Annotated in this window: 18 protein-coding genes; 10 read left to right on the top strand and 8 right to left on the bottom strand. The window is 35.1% G+C overall.

Translation table 11 applies throughout. From position 1 onward, the window contains the following. Positions 1–4: 4 nt before the first annotated feature. Positions 5–949: a threonine ammonia-lyase gene (locus tag WBG07_RS00505; RefSeq protein ID WP_340198515.1), complete on the top strand. Its 945-nt coding sequence runs from the start codon at positions 5–7 to the stop codon at positions 947–949. Between the two features lie 233 nt (positions 950–1182). Then, positions 1183–1572, top strand: coding sequence for a DoxX family protein (locus WBG07_RS00500; RefSeq protein ID WP_340198514.1), 390 nt, complete (start codon positions 1183–1185; stop codon positions 1570–1572). Positions 1573–1612: 40 nt separating this feature from the next. Here the strand turns inward: WBG07_RS00500 and holA are convergent, their stop codons facing one another. Next, positions 1613–2617: a DNA polymerase III subunit delta gene (holA, locus tag WBG07_RS00495; RefSeq protein WP_340198513.1), complete on the bottom strand. Its 1005-nt coding sequence runs from the start codon at positions 2615–2617 to the stop codon at positions 1613–1615. A 76-nt stretch (positions 2618–2693) separates the two neighbouring features. On the opposite strand from holA, the gene WBG07_RS00490 reads away from it, so the two are divergent. The 3 genes from WBG07_RS00490 (at position 2694) to WBG07_RS00480 (ending at position 5095) form a co-directional block, all read left to right on the top strand. Next, complete coding sequence (locus WBG07_RS00490) at positions 2694–3140, top strand: type I restriction enzyme HsdR N-terminal domain-containing protein (protein ID WP_340198511.1); 447 nt, start codon at positions 2694–2696, stop codon at positions 3138–3140. Positions 3141–3158: 18 nt separating this feature from the next. Then, entirely contained in the window at positions 3159–4160 is a 1002-nt protein-coding gene (locus WBG07_RS00485; RefSeq protein WP_340198509.1) for a glycosyltransferase family 2 protein, read from the top strand. A gap of 71 nt (positions 4161–4231) precedes the next feature. Continuing rightward, on the top strand, positions 4232–5095 hold the full coding sequence (locus tag WBG07_RS00480; protein WP_340198507.1) for an OmpA/MotB family protein: 864 nt from the start codon (positions 4232–4234) through the stop codon (positions 5093–5095). A 76-nt stretch (positions 5096–5171) separates the two neighbouring features. Here the strand turns inward: WBG07_RS00480 and mltG are convergent, their stop codons facing one another. Genes mltG through WBG07_RS00465 form a run of 3 tightly spaced genes read right to left on the bottom strand, consistent with a single transcriptional unit; the run spans position 5172 to position 9238 of the window. Further along, positions 5172–6221 (bottom strand): endolytic transglycosylase MltG, encoded by a 1050-nt coding sequence (gene mltG, locus WBG07_RS00475; RefSeq protein ID WP_340198506.1) that lies wholly within the window; start codon positions 6219–6221, stop codon positions 5172–5174. Positions 6222–6244: 23 nt separating this feature from the next. After that, positions 6245–6865 carry an L-threonylcarbamoyladenylate synthase gene (locus tag WBG07_RS00470; RefSeq protein ID WP_340198504.1) on the bottom strand — a complete coding sequence of 207 codons (621 nt, stop codon included), beginning with the start codon at positions 6863–6865 and terminating at the stop codon, positions 6245–6247. A gap of 57 nt (positions 6866–6922) precedes the next feature. Further along, entirely contained in the window at positions 6923–9238 is a 2316-nt protein-coding gene (locus WBG07_RS00465) for an ATP-dependent helicase (RefSeq protein ID WP_340198503.1), read from the bottom strand. A 128-nt stretch (positions 9239–9366) separates the two neighbouring features. On the opposite strand from WBG07_RS00465, the gene WBG07_RS00460 reads away from it, so the two are divergent. The 4 genes from WBG07_RS00460 (at position 9367) to WBG07_RS00445 (ending at position 13336) form a co-directional block, all read left to right on the top strand. Further along, on the top strand, positions 9367–9909 hold the full coding sequence (locus WBG07_RS00460) for a DsrE family protein (protein WP_340198501.1): 543 nt from the start codon (positions 9367–9369) through the stop codon (positions 9907–9909). 2 nt (positions 9910–9911) lie between these two features. Continuing rightward, complete coding sequence (locus WBG07_RS00455; protein ID WP_340198500.1) at positions 9912–11186, top strand: amidohydrolase; 1275 nt, start codon at positions 9912–9914, stop codon at positions 11184–11186. Between the two features lie 3 nt (positions 11187–11189). Next, complete coding sequence (locus WBG07_RS00450; RefSeq protein WP_340198498.1) at positions 11190–12755, top strand: FMN-binding glutamate synthase family protein; 1566 nt, start codon at positions 11190–11192, stop codon at positions 12753–12755. A 62-nt stretch (positions 12756–12817) separates the two neighbouring features. Then, on the top strand, positions 12818–13336 hold the full coding sequence (locus WBG07_RS00445; protein WP_340198497.1) for a DUF7935 family protein: 519 nt from the start codon (positions 12818–12820) through the stop codon (positions 13334–13336). A 1-nt stretch (position 13337) separates the two neighbouring features. Here WBG07_RS00445 and WBG07_RS00440 read toward each other — a convergent pair whose 3' ends face one another. Genes WBG07_RS00440 through WBG07_RS00430 form a run of 3 tightly spaced genes read right to left on the bottom strand, consistent with a single transcriptional unit; the run spans position 13338 to position 17535 of the window. Then, entirely contained in the window at positions 13338–14258 is a 921-nt protein-coding gene (locus tag WBG07_RS00440; RefSeq protein WP_340198496.1) for a patatin-like phospholipase family protein, read from the bottom strand. Positions 14259–14260: 2 nt separating this feature from the next. Beyond that, the gene (locus WBG07_RS00435) at positions 14261–15160 is read right to left on the bottom strand and encodes a patatin-like phospholipase family protein (RefSeq protein WP_340198495.1); all 900 of its coding nucleotides are present in this window, start codon (positions 15158–15160) and stop codon (positions 14261–14263) included. 32 nt (positions 15161–15192) lie between these two features. After that, positions 15193–17535 (bottom strand): M1 family metallopeptidase, encoded by a 2343-nt coding sequence (locus WBG07_RS00430; RefSeq protein WP_340198494.1) that lies wholly within the window; start codon positions 17533–17535, stop codon positions 15193–15195. Between the two features lie 115 nt (positions 17536–17650). Here WBG07_RS00430 and recG point away from each other — a divergent pair, with 115 nt between their 5' ends. After that, positions 17651–19756: an ATP-dependent DNA helicase RecG gene (recG, locus tag WBG07_RS00425; protein ID WP_340198493.1), complete on the top strand. Its 2106-nt coding sequence runs from the start codon at positions 17651–17653 to the stop codon at positions 19754–19756. 104 nt (positions 19757–19860) lie between these two features. Here recG and WBG07_RS00420 read toward each other — a convergent pair whose 3' ends face one another. Then, complete coding sequence (locus WBG07_RS00420) at positions 19861–20976, bottom strand: DUF2911 domain-containing protein (protein ID WP_340198492.1); 1116 nt, start codon at positions 20974–20976, stop codon at positions 19861–19863. Between the last annotated feature and the right edge of the window lie 24 nt (positions 20977–21000).

Here is a 21000-nt window from a genome sequence, read left to right as displayed (position 1 = left end):
GTTAATGAGTATTCCTAGCAAAGAAGCGGTTATTGCTGCCATGAAAAGAATTAAACCTCATGTGCACAATACGCCTATCTTAACCTCTACTCTTCTTAATGAAATGAGCGGAGCCCAGCTTTATTTTAAATGTGAAAACTTTCAAAGAATGGGAGCTTTTAAAATGAGAGGAGCTTTAAATGCAATGTTGCAACTTTCAGAAGCCCAACAACAGTCTGGAGTAGTTACACATTCTTCTGGTAATTTTGCTCAGGCAGTGTCACTGGCTGCTAAAACACTTGGAATAAAAGCCTACATTGTAATGCCAGAATCTGCCCCCGAAGTAAAAAAAGCAGCAGTAAAACAATATGGAGGTGAGATCATTTTGTGTCCTTCAACTATTGAAGACCGCGAAAGAACAGCTGCCGCTATCGTAAAAAGCAAAGGGGCAACTTTTCTTCATCCATCTAACGATCTTTCCGTTATTTTAGGTCAGGGAACTGCGGCAATTGAATTGCTAGTATCGCAAGAAGATCTTGATTATCTATTGACCCCAGTTGGAGGGGGTGGTTTAATAGCGGGAACGGCTCTCGCAGCTCATTACTTAAGCACTAGATGTATAACCATTGGTGGAGAGCCTTTTGAGGCAGATGATGCATATAGATCTCTTATTTCTGGCAAAATTGAAAGTAATAAAACAGTAAATACTATTGCGGATGGACTTAAAACACAACTTGGTGATATCAACTTCCCAATTATCAAAAAGTTAGTAAAAGAAATCATCAGAGTTGAAGAAGATGAGATTGTTCAAGCCATGCGACTTATTTATGAAAGGCTAAAGATTATTATAGAACCTTCTTGCGCGGTTCCCTTTGCTGCTGTGCTTAGAAAAAAGGAAATCTTTCGGGATAAAAAAGTTGGCATTATCCTCTCCGGAGGAAATGTAGATTTGTCTAAGTTACCCTTTTAGTGCATCCTGAGTAAGGCGGGGTACTTTTATACCTCTAAAATAAATAGTTCTGTAAATTTGAATACTTAAGCTTAGGATATAGATTGTTGATCCTCAATTTAAATTTTCAAAATAGTTTTAGCGTCTTATTGATGGGTATTATTTTTTCTATTTTATCCTTAAATTTTATCTAAAGCACGAAGAAATCAAATAAAAGAAATTAGTATATTAGAAAAATTTAAACTTAGACTTTTATGAAAGGATCTTTAAATGATATTGGCCTTGCCATCTTGCGGATAGGTATGGGTGCTCTTATGATAACGCATGGGTATGGTAAATTTAATATGCTCATAAATGGTGGAGAAATTCGGTTTCCGTCTGTTTTAGGTATGAATTCAACACTATCCCTCATATTAGCAGTATTTGGGGAGTTTATAGCTCCTATTTTAATTGTTGTTGGCTTTAAAACCAAAATTGCTGCTATTCCAGCCGCGATAACTATGGCTGTTGCTGCTTTTATAGTTCATGGGAGCGACCCGCTTGCTAAAAAAGAATTAGCACTCCTTTATTTAATAGGATTCCTTGCAATAGCTTTTTTAGGTGGTGGTAAACATTCAATAGATGGAATGATGAATAGAAGATAAAGACATATGCCTAGAAAAGCAAGTGTTAACCCATGTTTTTCTAGGTCATTATTTTTACTAATAATTCTTTCAAAAGGTCTTCTGTGCCCAAATTAATAGCTCCAACTCCTTTACTTTTTACGTCTGTTTCCCTAAGTGCCGTTATTATTTTACTCACTTTTTTCATAGGATAATTTCTAGCCGCGGTTTGATACTCACTCACAAAATAGGGATTAATCCTTAGTGCAGAGGCCACACTCTTAGGAGACCTATCTCGGAGTCCATGATAATGAAGTAATTGAGAGAAAAAATTATAAAGCAAAGAAATAGTTACTACGGTAGGGTTTTCTCTCGGATTTTGAGCAAAGTAATTAATAATACGAGTAGCCTTTACAAAATTACCATCACCAATTGCTTTTCGTAGCTCAAAATTATTGAAGTCTTTACTAATGCCTATATTCTCCTCTATAAGCTCAGGGGTGATTTGAGTATCTGGTTTAACGACGAGTTGCAATTTTTCCAGTTCGTTGTTTATTTTTCCCAAATCAGTTCCAAGAAATTCTACCAGCATTTGCGCTGCCTTATGAGAAATTGTGTATTTTTTTCCCCCTAAAACCCTTCTTATCCACTCCCCTACCTGATTTTCATATAATTTTTTGCTCTCAAATAAAACACCCCCTTTTTTTAGTGCTTTATACAGTTTTTTACGCTTATCAATCGTTTTATATTTATAACAAAAAACCAACACTGTAGTAGGCTGTGGATTTTCAACATAGGAAGTGAGATTTTCAATAGTTCTTGAAAGGTCTTGGGCTTCTTTTACAATTACTACCTGTCTTTCAGCCATCATTGGGTAGCGTTTGGCATTTGAGGCGATTTCATCTATACTTACATCTCTTCCATAAAGAACCATTTGATTGAAACCACGTTCTTCTTCTTGAAGTACATTTTCTTCAATAAATTCAGCGATACGATCTATATAATAGGGTTCCTCACCCATCAAGAAATAAACTGGAGCAATATTGCCTTCTTTAATGGATGCTACAATTTTTTTTACCTCGTCCAAATCAAATGTTTATAATGATGATTATATTTTCGGAAAAAATCAAATCTCTTTTTGTGCAATTTAGTATTTTGGCAGAATGCAACACCTTAATTTTCCGCCATATCCTTTTCGTTTCAAAAATAGCGAAAATAAACTCTGTATTTTCGATGATTTACGCAAAAAATTTGTGGTGCTACAACCAGAAGAATGGGTTAGACAACATGTTTCTCATTACTTGAGAAGGGAAAAAAAATATCCTGCATCTTTAATTAACGTTGAAAAACAAATTAAGATTAATAATCTTGTCAAAAGATATGATCTTGTTATTTTTAATAGTGATGGAAGTATTCACTTAATAGTAGAATGCAAAGCACCTAATATTGTAATTAATCAAAAAACTTTTGATCAGATTGCCACTTACAATTTAAAGCTCAAAGCTTCATATCTTATGGTAACCAATGGAATAGAACACTTTTATTGTCAATTAGATTATAACAATGAAAAATATGTTTTTTTAAAGGATATTCCATCTTATATCCGTTAAATTTGCAACTTTTATACATTGAAAATTGCCGTCATCATATTAAACTGGAACGGAAGGGAACTATTAGAAAAGTTTTTGCCTTCTGTCACCTCCTATTCTCCTGAAGCAAGTATTTATGTAGCAGACAATGCATCATCAGATACCTCTATTCAATTTGTTCAAAAAAATTATCCAGAGGTAACTATTATTAAGAATAAAATAAATGGTGGATATGCCAAAGGATATAATGATGCTCTGGTATCTGTAAATGCAGACATTTATTGTTTGTTAAATTCTGATGTGGAAGTTACACCCGGCTGGCTTGAACCAATTATTACAGTTTTCAAAGACTATCCAGACGCTGCTATTGTTCAACCTAAAATTCTGGATTATAACAAGAGGAGTCATTTTGAATATGCGGGAGCGGCAGGTGGATATATTGACAGTTTAGGATATCCTTTGTGCAGAGGACGCATCTTTCAGTCCTTAGAAAAGGATCATGGCCAATACAATGATATCAAAGAAATATTCTGGGCTTCAGGTGCTTGTATGTTTGTAAAAAGCAGTGTTTTTGAAGAACTAGGAGGATTTGATGAAGATTATTTTGCACATCAAGAAGAAATAGACTTTTGCTGGAGAGCAAGAAATAGAGGTTATAAATCATATTATACCGGTTTTTCCGCTATTTACCATGTTGGTGGAGCAACCTTAAGTAATATGAATCCTAAAAAAACGTTTTTAAACTTTAGAAATTCACTCTTTTCCATAACAAAGAACCTTCCCAAAAGAAAAGTTTTTCCAATCTTATTGATAAGATTATTGCTCGACGGACTTGCCGGCTTACGATTTGTTTTTCAATTAAAATGGAGACATTTTGCAGCTATTTTAAAAGCACATATTAGCTTTTATATGCATTTTAAAAGAACGTTTTCAAACAGATCACCTATTGAAAAACCAAATAAATATTACGTTACGACATCTATAGTATGGTCTTACTTCGTACGTAATATGAGAAACTTTAACAATTTAGTAAAAGATTAACTAAAACCGCTCTCAAAACAATAGCCAATTTGATAATTTTGAGCGTCAATTTCTAAAATTACATTTAAATTATGAGAAAATCCTTTTTATGGAGCTTGGGTGCTCTGGTATTATTAACTTCATGTGTTTCCCAGAAAAAATATGCTGAACTGGAGGCAAAACAACAGGAAACGGAAGACCTGTTAAATTCTGCGACGGTCAAGTTAAACTCTTGTTTGGAGGAAAAAGCAGGATTATCTTCTTTAAATGAAGCGCTTACAGATCAAGTAACTACTTTAAAAGCTAATAACCAAGATTTAATAAACAATTTAGGAAATCTTACTACTCTTACTACAAAGGGTGCTGAGAACCTAGAAAAGTCTTTAGAAAGTCTTCGTGAAAAAGATTTAACCATTCGTAAATTACAGGACGCAGTTACTCGTAGAGACTCTGTAAATCTTTCTTTAGTGCAAAGTCTAAAAGGAGTTCTAGGAAATCTTGATGATGAAGATATTGAGATAAGTGTTGAAAAAGGAGTAGTATATGTCTCTATTTCCGACAAATTACTTTTCAGTAGCGGAAGTTACAACGTGACAGCCAAGGCCAAGGAGGTATTAGGAAAAGTAGCGACTGTAGTGAAAAATAAGCCTGATTTTGAATTCTTAGTAGAGGGCCATACAGATAATGTGCCTATTAACAATAAGGTTTTAAAAGACAACTGGGATTTAAGTGTAAACCGTGCTACTGCGATTATTCGTATTTTACAGAATGACTTTGGAGTGAAGCCAGAACGCATGACTGCTGCTGGAAGAAGTTATTATGTACCTATTGCAAGTAATGATACCCCGGAGGGGCGTGCAAAAAATAGAAGAACGCGTATCGTAGTGCTTCCAAAATTAGATCAATTTTTTGGTATGATTGAAGATGGAATGAAAGACCCTGCGATTAATAACTAGTTAGAATTCAATAATAATAGAAAAAGGAGTAGGCTTTTAAGCGTACTCCTTTTTTTATACTTTTTATAATCTATTGTTATCGGTAAACCCTTTGGGCATTTAAAGCTCTTTGATATTTGCGAGCATTTACAAGATGCTGGCGATACGTAGCGGCGAAATTTGAATACCCTGAAAAATCTTCCCTCGCACAAAAGAAAATATAATCATGTTTTTCATAATTTAATACGGCATCAATATAGGTGGTAGATGGAATATAAATGGGCCCTGGAGGTAAACCGGCGTATTTATAGGTATTGTATGGAGAGTCTAATTGTTTATCCTTGTTAAGGACTCTCTTGATCGTAAAATCTCCCAGAATCCAAACCAACGTAGGATCTGCCTCTAAAGGCATGCCTCTTTTGAGCCTGTTTACATAAACTCCTGCAATAATTTTACTTTCATCTTTTTTAGCGGTTTCACAGGTTACGATAGAAGCAAGAACAGAAACTTCGATTGGAGAGAGATTTAATTCTTTTGCTTTTTGTAAACGTTCATCATTCCAAAATTGCTTATATTCTTTTGCCATTCTGTCTAATAATTCATCTGCCGTAATATCCCAATAAACATTGTAAGTATTTGGAATAAACATAACATTAAAAGAATGCGCATTAAAACCATATTTTATAGCAATCTCAGGATCTTTCAGTTTTGTTACTAGCAAAGTACTATCCAATTCAAGATTATCTGCTATTTTTCCAGCTAAATCTTCTTTGGTTCTTGCATTGTTAAACGTGATGCGTACTTCTTTTTCTGCATACCCTTTTCTAAACCCTGTGACCAGACTTTCTAAAGTCATCCCTGCTTCTAGCTCGTACTTCCCTGGTTCTAAAGTAGCATCTTTAAGATTGCGCCTCAATGCATACTTTTTAAACCACTTCCCTTTTTTTATAATAGTTTTTTGCTCTAAATCTTCCACCAGCTTATCTAAAGAAGTACCTGTATGAACAAAATAAGTAACATCTTCTTTAAGAAGAATCTTTTCTTTACCTGTCTTATAAAGTTGAAATAATGGGTAAAGGTAAAAGCCTGCGGCACCTGATATTAAAAAGGTAATGACAAGCACTATGAATAATTTTTTTTTCTTCATGAATCTAAGAGAAATCTTAAAGGTTATAAAATATCAACAGGCCCTTTGCCTTCCCTAACCACCTCCGGGGTGCTTCCGGAAAGGTCTATTACGGTGGAAGCAACATTATCTCCATAGCCACCATCTATAACTAAATCAACCAAGTTATTCCATTTCTCAAGAATTAATTCAGGATCTGTAGTGTACTCAATTAGTTCATCTTCATCATAAATAGAAGTAGATATAATGGGATTGCCTAACTGTTCTACTAAAGTTCTAGCGATGTTGTTATCGGGAACTCGAATACCAACCGTTTTCCGCTTCTTAAAAACATTTGGAAGATTATTATTACCAGGTAAGATAAAAGTGTAAGGGCCTGGTAAAGCACGCTTTAAAATTTTGAAAGTTGGGGTGTCTATTTGCTTAACATAGTCTGATAAATTACTTAAATCTGCACAAACAAAAGAAAAATTAGCACGCTCTAGCTTTACACCTTTAATTCTAGCAATTCTCTCTAATGCCTTATTGTTGGTAATATCACAACCTAATCCGTAAACAGTATCTGTAGGATAAATAATCAATCCTCCATTTCTAAGAATCTCAACAGCTTTAGCTATTTCCTTAGGATTAGGATTTGTTTCGTATATTTTTATGAATTGAGCCATATAAAGTAGGAATCATTACGTATGTAAAATTACGGAATTCTCGTCAAAAATGCCTAATTACAGAATACTCAGCTTGGCGAATCTCAGCAATAGTTTTTTAACATCCCCATTGTCAAATTTGATCTCAGCCTTTTTATCGTTTCCAACTCCTTCAATTTTAATCACAACTCCATTTCCAAATCTTGAATGAGCTATTCTGCTTCCTTCGGTAAGATCTAACCCTTTTGCATTACTATTTCCAATGGGTTGCTGTAGGTCTGGTTTTAGTTTTCTTAACTTTCTAAGTTGCTCTGTATTAGGTCCTTTTCGAGGTTCTCCTGATATAGGTTTTTGTTGACGTAATTTACTTTTATCTACCTCCCCAAAAATATCAGAATCAATCATGGGTTTAAAGCGATACGTGTCTACGGGAGTAATATATTCTAAGAATTTATCTTCTATTTCTTCAATAAATCGGCTTGGCTCTGCATCAATCAATTTACCCCATCTATACCTACTTTGTGTATAAGTAAGATAAGCCTGCTTCTCTGCCCGGGTAAGTGCCACATAAAATAACCTTCTTTCCTCCTCCAGCTCACTACGTGTATTCATGCTCATAGCAGATGGAAACAAGTCTTCCTCCATACCTACAATATAAACGTATGGAAACTCAAGTCCCTTTGCCAAATGAATGGTCATTAGTGCTACTCTATCATCATCACCTGTATCTTTATCCAAATCTGTAGCCAGCGCAACGTCTTCCATAAATTCTGCTATAGAGCCTGTAGCATCCGCCAGTTCTTTTTGTCCTTCCACAAAATCCTTAATTCCATTTAAGAGCTCTTCTACATTTTCCATTCGGGCAATTCCTTCTGGGGTACCATCTTTTTTAAACTCCTGTAGGATTCCTGTTTTTTTGGCAACATGTTCTGCAAGCACAAATGCATCTGCACCTTCATTCATAATCTGGAAACTTTTAATCATATTGGTAAAGTCTTCCAGACGTTGCTTAGTACCAGAATTTATTTTAAGATCTATCTTTGAAAGATGTTCCATTACTTCAAAAATAGAACGGTCGTAATGTTTTGCTGCTACCACCAGCTTATCAACAGTAGTTTGACCGATGCCCCTTGCAGGGTAATTAATGACTCGTTTTAACGCCTCTTCATCTTTTGGATTAATAACCAGTCTTATGTAAGACAGCACATCTTTAATTTCTTTACGCTGATAAAAAGAGAGTCCTCCGTAGATTCTATATGGAATATCTTTCTTGCGCAAGGCATCTTCAATAGCTCTGGATTGAGAGTTAGTTCTATAAAGAACCGCAAAACTTCCATTAGACATTTGATGCTGCATTTGATTTTCAAAAATAGAACTTGCTACAAAACGCCCTTCTTCTGCATCTGTGATCAATCTATTTACCTTAATCGCAGAACCTTGTTCATTAGCAGTCCATACCACTTTTTCAAGTCGGCTTTTATTCTTTTCAATAACAGAGTTTGCAGCCTCTACAATATTTTTTGTGGAGCGGTAGTTTTGTTCCAATCGGTACATTTCTACATTATCGTAATCTTTTTGAAAATTTAAAATGTTATTTATGTTAGCTCCTCTAAATGCATAAATACTTTGAGCATCGTCTCCTACCACACAAATATTTTGAAATCTATCTGATAATGCTCTTACAATCAGGTATTGTGAATGATTGGTGTCTTGATACTCATCTACCAAAATGTAGCGAAAACGATCTTGATATTTCATTAAGACATCTGGAAAACGATTAATGAGTTCATTCGTTTTGAGAAGTAAATCATCAAAATCCATTGCTCCAGCCTTAAAACAACGATCCACATATTCCTTATAAATATCACCCATTCTAGGCCGTTTTGCCATGGCATCTGCTTCCATTAATTCAGCATTTGAAAAATAGGCTTTTACTGTAATTAAACTGTTTTTATAAGAAGAAATACGAGACTGAATTTGTTTATACTTATAAATGTCTTTGTCAAGGCCTGTTTCCTTTATAATTGCAGAGATCAACCGTTGTGAATCCTGCGTATCGTAGATGGTGAAATTACTTGGATAGCCCAACTTATCGGCTTCAAACCTTAAAATTTTCGCAAAGACGGAGTGGAAGGTTCCCATCCACAGATTTTTGGCTTCCGAACCACCTACAATGGCGGTGATCCTTTTTTTCATCTCCCGAGCCGCTTTATTGGTAAAAGTCAATGCCAGAATATTAAAAGGATCTACTCCCTGACTCATTAAATAAGCGATTCTATAGGTAAGCACCCGCGTCTTTCCCGAGCCTGCTCCAGCAATCACAATTAAAGGGCCGTCTTTATGCAAAACAGGAGCCTTTTGTGCTTCATTTAATTCATTAATATACGATTCCAACACAGCTTTCTAAAGTCATAAAATGAGAACGTGAAAATAACTATTATCACCCGATTTAGAAAACGTGAGTTCATTATTTATAAACATTCAAATATTTATTTAATATATTTAAAGCAGAAATGAACTTCATGAATAAAATAGATTTGTGTGTACTGCTTTTTTTGGCTTGCACGACAACCTTATTCGCACAAAGCACAAGCACCAAAGGTCCCGTGATATCCCAGTATGGTGCTGTTTATGAAGTGGAAACTATTGATTTTAAAACAGACACAACAAATGTTCTTAAAGTAGTATTTGACGTAGATAGAACTTATGAAAACCAATCTGCTCCTAACCCATTGATTGAAACCGCTGCTCGTTTTCTTAATTTACATGTTAGAAATGGTTTTCCTAAAGAAAATCTTCAGGTAGCCTTGGTAATTCATGGGAAAGCTTCCAGCGCTATATTGTCTAATGAAAAATACGAGCAAAAATTTCAAATTTCAAACCCTAATGCTCCATTAATAAAAGCCTTGGACGCTGCAGGTGTGAAAATTATTCTATGCGGACAAACCGCTGCACATCGAAATATATCAAAATCTGATACCCTGCCTGAGGTACAGTGGGCTTTGTCTGCGATGACTGCTCTTATTCAACTTCAAAATAACAATTACAGACTTATAAAATTTTAATTATGAAAAAATATATTAGCCTTCTGGTTTTAATGCTGCCATTTATTTCTATGGCGCAGCAAAAACTGGAAAAAGAGATTGCTGCTATAGAACCCAAAATCATTGAATGGAGAAGAGATTTTCATGAAAACCCCGAGTTGTCTAATAGAGAGTATAATACCGCTAAAAAAATTGCTACGCATCTTAAATCTCTAGGAATAGAAGTAAAAGAAGGAATTGCAAAAACCGGAGTTGTGGGGATTTTAAAAGGAAAAAAACCAGGTAAAGTGATTGCGCTTCGGGCTGATATAGACGCGCTACCTGTTACGGAAATTACAGATGTGCCTTTTAAATCAAAAGTAACTACTACCTTTTTGGAAAAAGAAACCGGGGTAATGCATGCTTGCGGGCATGATACTCATATAGCAATAATGATGGGTGTTGCTGAGATTTTGGCAAAAAACAACGATTTTGCAGGTACTATAAAATTTATTTTTCAGCCAGCAGAAGAAGGGCCGCCACCTGGAGAAGAAGGAGGTGCATCTCTTATGGTGAAAGAAGGCGTTCTTGAAAACCCCAAAGTAGACGCCATTTTTGGATTGCATATTTCTGCAGGAATGGATGTTGGTAAATTAAATTACAAACCAGGAGGTGCCATGGCTTCTTCTCAACGTTTTGTGATTAAGGTAAAAGGAAAGCAAACCCATGGCTCCAGTCCTTGGACCGGAGTTGATCCTATCATGGTATCTGCAAAAATTATAGACGGACTTCAAACAATTATTAGTAGAGAGTCTCAACTAACCAACGAGGCGGCGGTAATTTCAGTGGGCAAAATTACCTCAGGAGTACGTTTTAATATTATTCCGGAAGAGGCAGAAATGATTGGTACCATTCGCACCTTAGATTACAATATGCGAACCAAAATAAATAAGCGTATGGAAGAAATGGTGTCTGCTATTGCCAAGGCATACAGAGCTACTGCAACCGTTTCTATTGAAGATACTGCCCCCATAACGTTTAATGATCTAGACCTTACTGCTCAAACACTCCCTTCGTTACAAAAAGCAGCTGGAAAAGAAAATGTGTATTTGGCAAAAGCAATCACAGGAGCCGAGGATTTTGCATTTTTTCAGGAAAAAATTCCTGGATTTTATTTCTTTTTAGGAGGAAAACCTTTAAATGTAAAACCAGAAAATGCAACTTCTCACCATACTCCAGCTTTTTATATTGACGAGAGTGGGATGCTTCTGGGGGTGAAAACATTTATTCAAATTGTGCATGATTATTTAGGAAATTAATATATGAATCATATACTAGATATTGTTAGTTCTATTCCTTGGTGGGGATGGTTAATAATTCTTTTTTTATTGGTAGCTATAAGAGATATTTTTTTTCAAAACAAGCATACCATTACTCACAACTTCCCCGTTGTAGGGCATTTCAGGTATATGCTGGAAAGTATTGGTCCGGAATTACGCCAATACCTAGTTGCAAATAATCGGGAAGAACTTCCTTTCAACCGAATTGAAAGAGGGTGGATTTATGCTTCAGCTAAAAATGAAAATAATTATGAAGGTTTTGGTACCGATAGGGATATTTATGCGCATCAGTATATTTTTGTAAACAATGCTATGATTCCTTTTAAATTAAAGGAAGGACATCCAAATTTGGAAGACAAATGTTTTCTTCCTTGCGCAAAAGTAATGGGTGCATATAACCAGCGTAAGAAACCATACCGACCAGCTTCCATTATCAATATTTCTGCTATGAGTTACGGTTCTTTATCTGCAAAGGCTGTAGAATCAATGAATATTGGTGCTAAAAAAGCAGGGGCTTATCACAATACCGGAGAGGGTGGTTTGTCTTCTTATCATAAAAATGGTGCAGATATAGTTTTTCATTTCGGTACGGGTTATTTTGGGGTTCGAGATAAAGACGGTAATTTTTCTATGGAACATCTCAAAAAACTGGTAGAAGAACATCCTTATATAAAAGCTATTGAAATTAAGCTATCGCAAGGCGCCAAACCAGGAAAAGGAGGTGTCTTACCTGCTAAAAAAATCACTAAAGAAATCGCTGAAATTAGAAATGTGGAAATGGGCAAAGCAGTTCTTTCTCCAGCTTTTCATAGTGCGTTTAGCACCATTCCTGAGATGGTAGCGTTTATAGAGGCAATTGCAGAGGAAACGGGACTCCCAGTAGGTATTAAAGCAGCTATTGGTAAGACAGCCGAATGGAAAGAACTGGCCGATTATATGACAAAAACTAATAAAGGCCCTGATTTTATAACCATTGATGGCGGAGAAGGCGGCACTGGCGCTGCTCCTCCTAGTTTTGCAGATCACGTATCACTGCCATTGGTTTTCGCATTCAAACAAGTATATCGTATTTTTAAAGATAAAGACCTTACAGAACGTATTGTTTTTATTGCCAGTGGTAAATTGGGGCTTCCTGCTAAAGCTATTATGGCATTTTCTATGGGAGCAGATTGTATCAATGTAGCAAGAGAGGCAATGATGAGTATTGGATGTATTCAGGCACAAGTATGCCACACCAATCGTTGTCCGGCAGGAATTGCTACTCAGAACAAGTGGTTGCAAAAAGGGATTAATGTACCCTTAAAGTCTGATAGACTTCAACAATATTTTAAAACATTTAGAAAAGAAGTACTTGAAATCACCCATGCATGTGGTTATGAGCATCCATGCGAATTAACCATGCAAGATGTGGATGTAAGTCTTGGCGATAAAAATATGACACAAACACTAGCTGATTGTTATGGCTACAATAAGGTAAAGGTTCCTTTTGAAAAAATGGAAGATCTAAAAGATTGTATTTATCTTGGTGGTGATTATAAAATAAAATAGATTGATTAAGCGTTATACTTGTCATCCTAATTAAATTAACCAAAAGTCTTAAATAATTCTTCATGGAGAATAAATTCTTTGAACTCTTAGCCTATACCATGCCTGCTTTAATTACGGGTATTCTGGCATATTATTTTTTTAACCTTCATACCAAAAATGAAGATGCCAGAAGAAGATTCATTATTCAAAAAGATGCACAAAAAAACACCTTACCTATTAGGCTTCAAGCTTACGAGCGGATGGCATTGTTTCTTGAGCGTATCAATCCGCAAAAGTTATTAGTACGGGTTTCTCCTTCTAGTGCCAGTAAAAATGAATATGAAAATCAGTTAATCACAAATATTGAGAATGAGTATGACCATAATATCTCTCAACAAATATATATGAGTGACGAATGTTGGAATATTGTAAAGGCTGCTAAAAATGCAACCATCCAAATTATTCGTAAATCAAGTATGAGCGATAAAATTGATTCTTCGGATAAATTACGTGAAAGTATCTTAAACGATTTGATGGATAGGCAAACTCCTTCTTATGCAGCATTATCTTTTATAAAAAAAGAAGTGGGTGAACTCTGGTAGTCTAAGCAATGTCTTTAGTGCGTAGCCTTTGTTCTCTATCCTTTTTTATTTTTTGGCCTGCATAAATAAACCCCTGTTGCCACCATAGTTTCATTTGCTTTCTATTGAATATAAGAGAGTTTTCAGTAAGTGAAGTAGGTGTGTAAAACAGGTTAAGCTTTACATTTTTATTTTGAGCTGCAAGTTTCCCTACCAAGATGTTATTATGCTCTACCTGATCTAATAAGTAAGCAAAGAGATTCACCATTAGAGAAAATGGATTACGACCAAGCACATTATTGCGTTCCATGGTTTCTGTTTCCAAAATAATAGCATCTATTTCAGTAGCTCCCCTTCTTATCGCTTCCCGAATAGGTACAACCGCACCAAAACCACCATCTGCATACTCAAATCCGTTTTTCTTGACCAAAGACATAAAAGGAATGTAATTACAGCCTATCCAAATCCATTCACAATACTCCTCATATTCAAAATCTTTCAAAGACTTGTACTCTATACTATTCTTTGTAAGGTTGGATACGGTAACTACAATTTCTTTATCTAATTGTTTTAATTGATTAAATTCTACTTCTAAAAAACTACGTCGTATATTTCTACGCAAGGCTTTGCTTTCACCAAACGTTCTTTTTCCTTTAATAATTTGCCAAAGTACATTAAGGTGATTAATTCCAACATATTCACGTCCTCCCTTTTTTTTAACTATAAAGGGATTATTACTAAAAATTTTACGCTGTGTTACAGTAGTATAATTTTCATACGCTTTTTCAATTTGATTATTCGCAAGATGTGGCATTAGTAGACTTCCAGTAGAGGTTCCCAAATACAAATCGTAATCTCTCTTTTCAACTTCCAATAAGTATTGCGCTATTCCTCCAGCAAACGCACCTTTACTTCCTCCACCACTAATTACTAAAGCTCTCATTACTATATAATTTGATTTGTTTCTGTATTTTTTACTCTTGCAAACTCAAATCCACTTCTCCACCATTCAGACATTTGCTTTTTGTCAAAAATAAGAGAATTGGTAGTGAGCACTGTGGGGGTATAATAGAAGTTTATAATTGCATTATTGTTGTTAGCTACAAATTTTCCTATCCTAATATTTTGATGTTCTATTCTATCAAGCATGAAACTAAAGATACTTGTAATTAAAGAGAATGGATTTTTACTAGGCATTCTATTCAAGTGAGTAACTTCTGTTTGAAGTATAATTGCGTCTATTTCTGTAGCGCCTCTTTTAAGAGCTTCCTCTATGGGAACCATACTTCCAAGACCACCATCTGCGTATTCACATCCATCAACCCTCGCTAAACTCATAAACGGGGTGTAGTTGCATGAAATCCAAAGCCAATAGCAAAATTCATCGTAGGAATAATCATTAACAGATTTGTATTCTACTTGATTTAAGGAAAGATTTGATACGGTAGCTACTACATCAGACAACCCTTCTTTAAGCTTTACAAAATCTTCTTCTGTAATAGATTTTCTTATGAGTTCTAGAAGATGATAGCTTTCCCCAAAGGTTTTACTTCCTCTAATGAAGTTCCTAACCACATTAAGGTGATTAATTCCTATACTTTCAATTCCGTGTTTTTTTCGCACAATAAAGGGACAGATGTTAAAAATACTTTGTTGATCTACGGAGGTATAGATTTCCTTAATTTCAGCTACTTTTCCTAAGGCCAGGTGCGATATTAATAAGCTCCCGGTTGAAGTGCCCAGAAATAAATCATAGGAGTTACCGAGTTCTTGAATAAGAAACTGTGATACCCCGCCTGCAAATGCACCCTTACTGCCGCCTCCTGAAATAACTAATGCTCTCATTTTTGTTAATTAAAATCTATTTATAAAGGATTTTATTCTATCCGCTTTAGTACCCAATTTGTGTGTTCTTTTGATAAGTTATGTGTTATTTTTTCTATTCTAAATCTATAATCTTTATCCTTTAAAAGCAAGTCTGTTAGACGTCTGGCAAAAGAAGCAAACTGCCATACTGGATGTGTTCCGGCCTTTATTAAATCTTTAAGACTTAGGTCCGATATCATTTGTAACTGGTATAAATAGGTAAACGCATTTTGGCGTACTTCAAAATGATAATACTGATTGGTATATTTTGAAAGTTCTTTATAATAAATAGGTGTTGAGTGAGAATTATAATCGGGTGTTCCCAACGCCAAAGCTAACCATAAAGTACGAATATTTTTGTTATTAAAACCTATCATATCTTTGGTTATTTCAAGATAACGAGAACGATCTTCTGGAAAATTTACCCATAACTTAAATAGCGCGCTTTCTCTGGTCATATAGCTTTTATCTTCCAATAAACCTTCAAATGATTCCTTTAAATTGGCTGGAATAGTATTTAGATGTTTAACAACTGCTTGTCTTAGTCTAATCTCCTTTGAATTTGCAACTGATCTTAATATTTTAATAGTGCTAGGATTTAAGTTCTGTGCAAGTTGATAAACTGCAAACTCTTTTAACTGGAATGGATAGTTTTCTTCTAAAAGCTTTTTACTAACCACCAATTTTTGGGCCGTATCTTTTAAAAATGAGAATGCATCCATAGCAACCGCACTGTTGAGGGCATTAAAAATTTGTTCCTCTAATAAAGCCTTAGATCGTTTGAATTGTAAATCAACCAATAGTTGATAGGCATAATTGAGGTGAATACTATTTATTTCATTAGACAAAGACCTATTGCCTACTAACAAATCTGTTAAATCATGACTCTGTTTTATTTTTGTGTAAATGGTATCTTTAGCATTTACTACAAATCTTAAGGGTATATCAATTCCCCATTCATTTTCAAGAACAATAAGTTTATTTCCCACAAGTTCTGCGTTTAACTTAGGAATTGTTTTCCCAGTAATCCACAATTCTTTAAATTGGGTTAAATCAACATCCGAATTCTTTACAGCAATAGCTAAAAATGCATCCGTATCTGCACTCTTAAATTGATACTGAGTTAGATATTCTTTGACCGTTTTATCAAAGTTTTCTTCCCCTATTTTTTGAGCTAGCATGTGAAGAACCCAAGCCCCTTTTTCATAAAAAGTTAAACTACTAGCTTTTGGGTTTAGTAAACTTTCTCCACTACCCTTTTCTGAAAGTGAAATTAGCTGTTTAGCAGATTCGTATAATTTTTGATAATAATAATCTTCTCCAAAAAGAGCGCGTTCAGCTAATAATGCATAATAAGTAGCAAAACCTTCTTGTAACCAATGGTGTTCACTACTCTTTGCAGTTACTAAATTACCAAACCAGTGATGTGCTAATTCATGCGCATTGATATTTACATATTTTTTATCTACAAATCCAATAGAGTCTACTAGAAATGAATCTGAAAAAATAGTGGTGGTGGTGTTTTCCATTCCGGCATATAAGAAGTCTTTAACCGGAACTTGTTTGTAGATTTTCCAAGGGTAAGGAACTCCAATTTTTTCTTCAAAAAAATCAAAAATCCTTTTTGAGTATCTGTAGGTAGGTTCCACTTTTAGTGAATCTTCCGGATAGTAAAATAACACTATAGGAACTTTTGAATTGGAATAGATGATCTTTTTATGATAATCACCAGCAGCCACTGCTAAAAGATAACTACTCATAGGTTTTTTAATAGAAAACTTCCAAGTTTTGAGGCTATCTTGAATTAGCTCTGTAGCATCTAACTCGCCATTTGCAATAACCTCATAACTTTCAGGAAATGTAAGATTCAATTTATAGACAATCTTTTCATTGACATCTTCAATACAAGGTAGCCAATGGCTGTTATTTTTGCCTTGTCCTTGAGTCCATACTTGCTGCCTCTCATTAGGTTCTTTCCATCCAATAAAATACATGGCCTTTTTTGGATTGGACTGATAATCTATTTTAAGTTTATATGGTTTACCTCTTTTTATTTTTTTATGAATTACCAGACGCTTATTATCATAGGATGTTTTTACGTTGGAACCGTTTAATCTTACTTCTAAAAATTGTAGTTTACGTGCATCTAAATATATGCTATCTATATTTTTTTTAGCCACAAAGGAATACGTTACCGCACCTTTTACCAATTCTTTATAAGGATTAATGTAAATGTTTACATTACATTGTTTAAAATCTACATTATCATACTGTTGAGAAAAAGAAAAACAAAAGGAGTATAATAAGATTATCCTTATAAATGTCTTTAAGAAATTCTTTAACTTTTGCCTCATTACTTGCTGTCTTGTTTTACTTAACGTTAATTAGAATACTATATTTTTAAAATCCCTATTTAACAGGATAAAGATAAACTTTGAACATTGCATCTGGAAGATTATCTTCGTTTTAATGAACTCGGAAATTCTAAATACTCCTATAGATTATTTAAAAGGTGTTGGTCCTAACCGTGCAGAGCTGCTGCGTAAAGAATTAGGCATACATACCTATCAGGATTTGTTAAACTTATTTCCTAATCGATATATTGACAGAACTCGGTATTATAAAATTGCGGAGTTACAGCGAAATTCTGCGGAGGTTCAAGTAGTGGGAAAAATTACCCATATTAAAAGCGTGGCTCAAAAGCAAGGCAAAAGGTTGGTAGCTACATTTACAGATGGTGAACGGGATATGGAGTTGGTATGGTTTAGGGGGCATAAATGGATCAAAGAAAGCCTCAAAATCAATATTCCTTATGTAGTTTTTGGTAAATGCAATTGGTTCAATGGCGTTTTTAGTATGCCGCATCCAGAAATGGAACTCCTAGATGAACACAAAAAAAGTTTGCGCTCTGCGATGCAACCCGTATACCCTTCTACCGAAAAGCTCAGTAATAGAGGCATTACCAATAGAGTGATCAATAAATTGATGGAGCAACTCTTTATTGAAACTCAGGCTCAATTTTTAGAGACTTTGGGAATTGGAATTCTGGAGGAATTAAAACTAGTATCTAAACAAGTAGCGCTTTTAAACATCCACTTTCCTAAAAGCCAAGAATTGCTGGCAAGAGCGCAATATCGATTAAAATTTGAAGAACTATTCTATATACAACTACAGCTGATTATTAAAAATCTGGTTAGGAAGAAGAAGATCAAAGGTTTTAATTTTGATAAGGTAGGTACGCTTTTCAATGATTTTTACAAGCAATACCTACCTTTTGAACTTACCAATGCACAAAAAAGAGTTATTAAAGAAATTCGCAATGATTTAGGTAGCAATGCACAAATGAATCGTTTGTTGCAGGGCGATGTGGGTTCTGGAAAGACAATTGTAGCGTTAATGGCTGTTTTGCTTGCTATTGACAATAATTTTCAAGCCTGTATTATGGCACCTACAGAAATTTTAGCTACGCAGCATTATAATGGCATAAAAGATTTAGTAGCCCAATTACCCATTGAAGTTAGTATTCTTACGGGTTCCGTGAAAAAAGCGGCAAGGCGTGAAATTCACGAATCGTTAGAGTCTGGTAAATTACATTTACTCATAGGTACCCATGCGCTGCTAGAAGACAAAGTACAATTTAAGAATCTTGGACTGGCAATTATTGATGAGCAACATCGCTTTGGGGTAGCACAAAGGGCTCGGCTATGGAGAAAAAATGAAAATCCTCCTCACATATTGGTAATGACCGCCACTCCTATTCCTAGAACCTTGGCGATGAGCCTATATGGCGATTTGGATATTTCTGTGATAGATGAATTGCCTCCAGGAAGAAAGTCCATTAGAACAGTGCATCGTTTTGATAGCAATCGCTTACGCGTATTTCGCTTTATGAAAGATGAAATAAAAAAAGGGCGCCAAATATATGTAGTGTATCCGTTGATTCAGGAATCGGAGAAAATGGATTATAAAGATTTAATGGATGGCTATGAGAGTATTTCCAGAGAATTTCCAAAGCCGGAATATCAAATATCTATAGTTCACGGACAAATGAAGCCTGCGGATAAGGATTTTGAAATGAATAGATTTATTAAGGGAGAAACTCAAATTATGGTGGCAACTACCGTGATTGAAGTGGGTGTAAATGTACCCAATGCATCTGTAATGGTCATTGAAAGTGCAGAACGTTTTGGCTTGTCTCAATTGCATCAACTTCGCGGACGTGTAGGTAGAGGAGCAGAACAGAGTTTTTGTATTCTTATGACGAGCCATAAGCTTACTAATGACTCCAAAACCAGACTGGAAACCATGGTGAGAACCAATGATGGTTTTGAAATTGCCGAAGTAGACCTGAGGTTAAGAGGACCAGGAGATATTATGGGGACACAGCAAAGTGGTGTTTTAAACCTACGTATTGCAGATGTAATAAGGGATCATGATATTCTAAAAACAGCTAGATTTTATGCCATACAAATCTTAAAAAAAGATCCTTCTCTCTCTATGATCGAGCATCAGATTTATAAATATGTTTACGGGCAAATTGCCAAATACAAGAATATTTGGAATTATATAAGCTAGCGGAATTATTGTAAACCATCAATGGATAATCTGGGATTTACGACTAAAAAAACTCCGCTTAAACGGAGTTTTTGCAATACAATGATGATGAATGACCTCTTTGTTTAATTAATATCCTCATTATTCTTAAGCTTGATTAAATTAGCAGCGATTGCATCCCTATTTACTTGATCTGGCGCATTTTTTTGTGCAATAGTAAGATGTTTTAGCGCTTCTTTATAGTTTCCGTTAGCGGCATACCCCCTAGCTGCCCCCAAATGAACGGGCCATGTTTTTTTATGTTTTTTTAAATTGAATTTAAAAACTTCCAATGCTTTTTCCTTTTGTCCGCTAGCTATTAATTGCCTTCCATATTGATGAACCTGAAAAACAGTACCTATAGCCAATGCCTCATCTATTACTTCTTTAGCATCCTCCATTTTATTCATTTTAGACAAAATATTGGCTTTAATCATTAAGTTTCCGAATGTTTTCTGACTAAAGAACTTACCTGCAATTGCTGCATCAACCCAGCCTAGTGCCTCCTTAAGATCTCCATTATTATTCAGCGCATAATTTGCAGCCTGCTCCCAACTTTGCCTATTAAAGCCAGGAGAACTTTTTAATGCATTTCTTATGTCATTAAGAACCAATTTGTGCACTTCTACTTCTATGGTCAATGGAATTTCTTTCTTTTCCCATTGTAGCGCAAGCGTTGTTTTTGTGGTTGAAACTTCATTAAAAACATAGGTTAATAGTTCTGTATGGGGTATCTCCTTTGTTTTAACGGGTACTCTGATTACATCATTTTCTTGTTCATAAAAATAACTTCCCCATGAGGTGGCATCTTTAGAAAGTATCACTGTTGCAGTATTGTCTGCTTCTACTGCCACATGATAACCATAAGTGCCAGAATTAATGTTTTGCCCATTAATAATTACAGGATGTGAAAATGATAGGGTTGTATTTTCATTAGCTCCAGCACGCCAGGGTGCCGCTGTTGCGGTGCCAAAACCAAGGTTATTGTAGCCATATGGAACTAACTTCCCCCATATTTCTCGTTCATTTACAGAAGGTCTTGAATAATTAACTGTGATGTCTGTGATACCAATAGTTTGAATTACACGGGCTTTTTGACTTCCTGTGGGCAGGTTTAGTTGCGCAGAAATACTACTGGTTAAAAAAACAAAAAAAAGCGTACTTGCCATGAGTCGGAACATTCCCGAAATAGAATTTTGCATGATCAATCTGTTTGGTTAGGTTAA

The organism is Ascidiimonas meishanensis (assembly GCF_037782385.1).
In the GTDB taxonomy this organism is placed as follows: domain Bacteria; phylum Bacteroidota; class Bacteroidia; order Flavobacteriales; family Flavobacteriaceae; genus Ascidiimonas; species Ascidiimonas meishanensis.
This window is presented reverse-complemented; position numbering and strand designations above follow the sequence as displayed.

Excerpts from the sequence above, each read along its gene's own strand:
- WBG07_RS00450 (WP_340198498.1), top strand. The coding sequence starts at position 11,190 with ATGAATCATATACTAGATATTGTTAGTTCTATTCCTTGGTGGGGATGG.
- WBG07_RS00445 (WP_340198497.1), top strand. The coding sequence starts at position 12,818 with ATGGAGAATAAATTCTTTGAACTCTTAGCCTATACCATGCCTGCTTTA.
- WBG07_RS00490 (WP_340198511.1), top strand. The coding sequence starts at position 2,694 with ATGCAACACCTTAATTTTCCGCCATATCCTTTTCGTTTCAAAAATAGC.
- WBG07_RS00435 (WP_340198495.1), bottom strand. The coding sequence starts at position 15,160 with ATGAGAGCATTAGTTATTTCAGGAGGCGGCAGTAAGGGTGCATTTGCA.
- WBG07_RS00480 (WP_340198507.1), top strand. The coding sequence starts at position 4,232 with ATGAGAAAATCCTTTTTATGGAGCTTGGGTGCTCTGGTATTATTAACT.
- WBG07_RS00505 (WP_340198515.1), top strand. The coding sequence starts at position 5 with ATGAGTATTCCTAGCAAAGAAGCGGTTATTGCTGCCATGAAAAGAATT.
- WBG07_RS00500 (WP_340198514.1), top strand. The coding sequence starts at position 1,183 with ATGAAAGGATCTTTAAATGATATTGGCCTTGCCATCTTGCGGATAGGT.
- recG (WP_340198493.1), top strand. The coding sequence starts at position 17,651 with ATGAACTCGGAAATTCTAAATACTCCTATAGATTATTTAAAAGGTGTT.
- WBG07_RS00420 (WP_340198492.1), bottom strand. The coding sequence starts at position 20,976 with ATGCAAAATTCTATTTCGGGAATGTTCCGACTCATGGCAAGTACGCTT.
- WBG07_RS00440 (WP_340198496.1), bottom strand. The coding sequence starts at position 14,258 with ATGAGAGCTTTAGTAATTAGTGGTGGAGGAAGTAAAGGTGCGTTTGCT.
- WBG07_RS00460 (WP_340198501.1), top strand. The coding sequence starts at position 9,367 with ATGAATAAAATAGATTTGTGTGTACTGCTTTTTTTGGCTTGCACGACA.
- mltG (WP_340198506.1), bottom strand. The coding sequence starts at position 6,221 with ATGAAGAAAAAAAAATTATTCATAGTGCTTGTCATTACCTTTTTAATA.
- WBG07_RS00430 (WP_340198494.1), bottom strand. The coding sequence starts at position 17,535 with ATGAGGCAAAAGTTAAAGAATTTCTTAAAGACATTTATAAGGATAATC.
- WBG07_RS00455 (WP_340198500.1), top strand. The coding sequence starts at position 9,912 with ATGAAAAAATATATTAGCCTTCTGGTTTTAATGCTGCCATTTATTTCT.
- WBG07_RS00470 (WP_340198504.1), bottom strand. The coding sequence starts at position 6,865 with ATGGCTCAATTCATAAAAATATACGAAACAAATCCTAATCCTAAGGAA.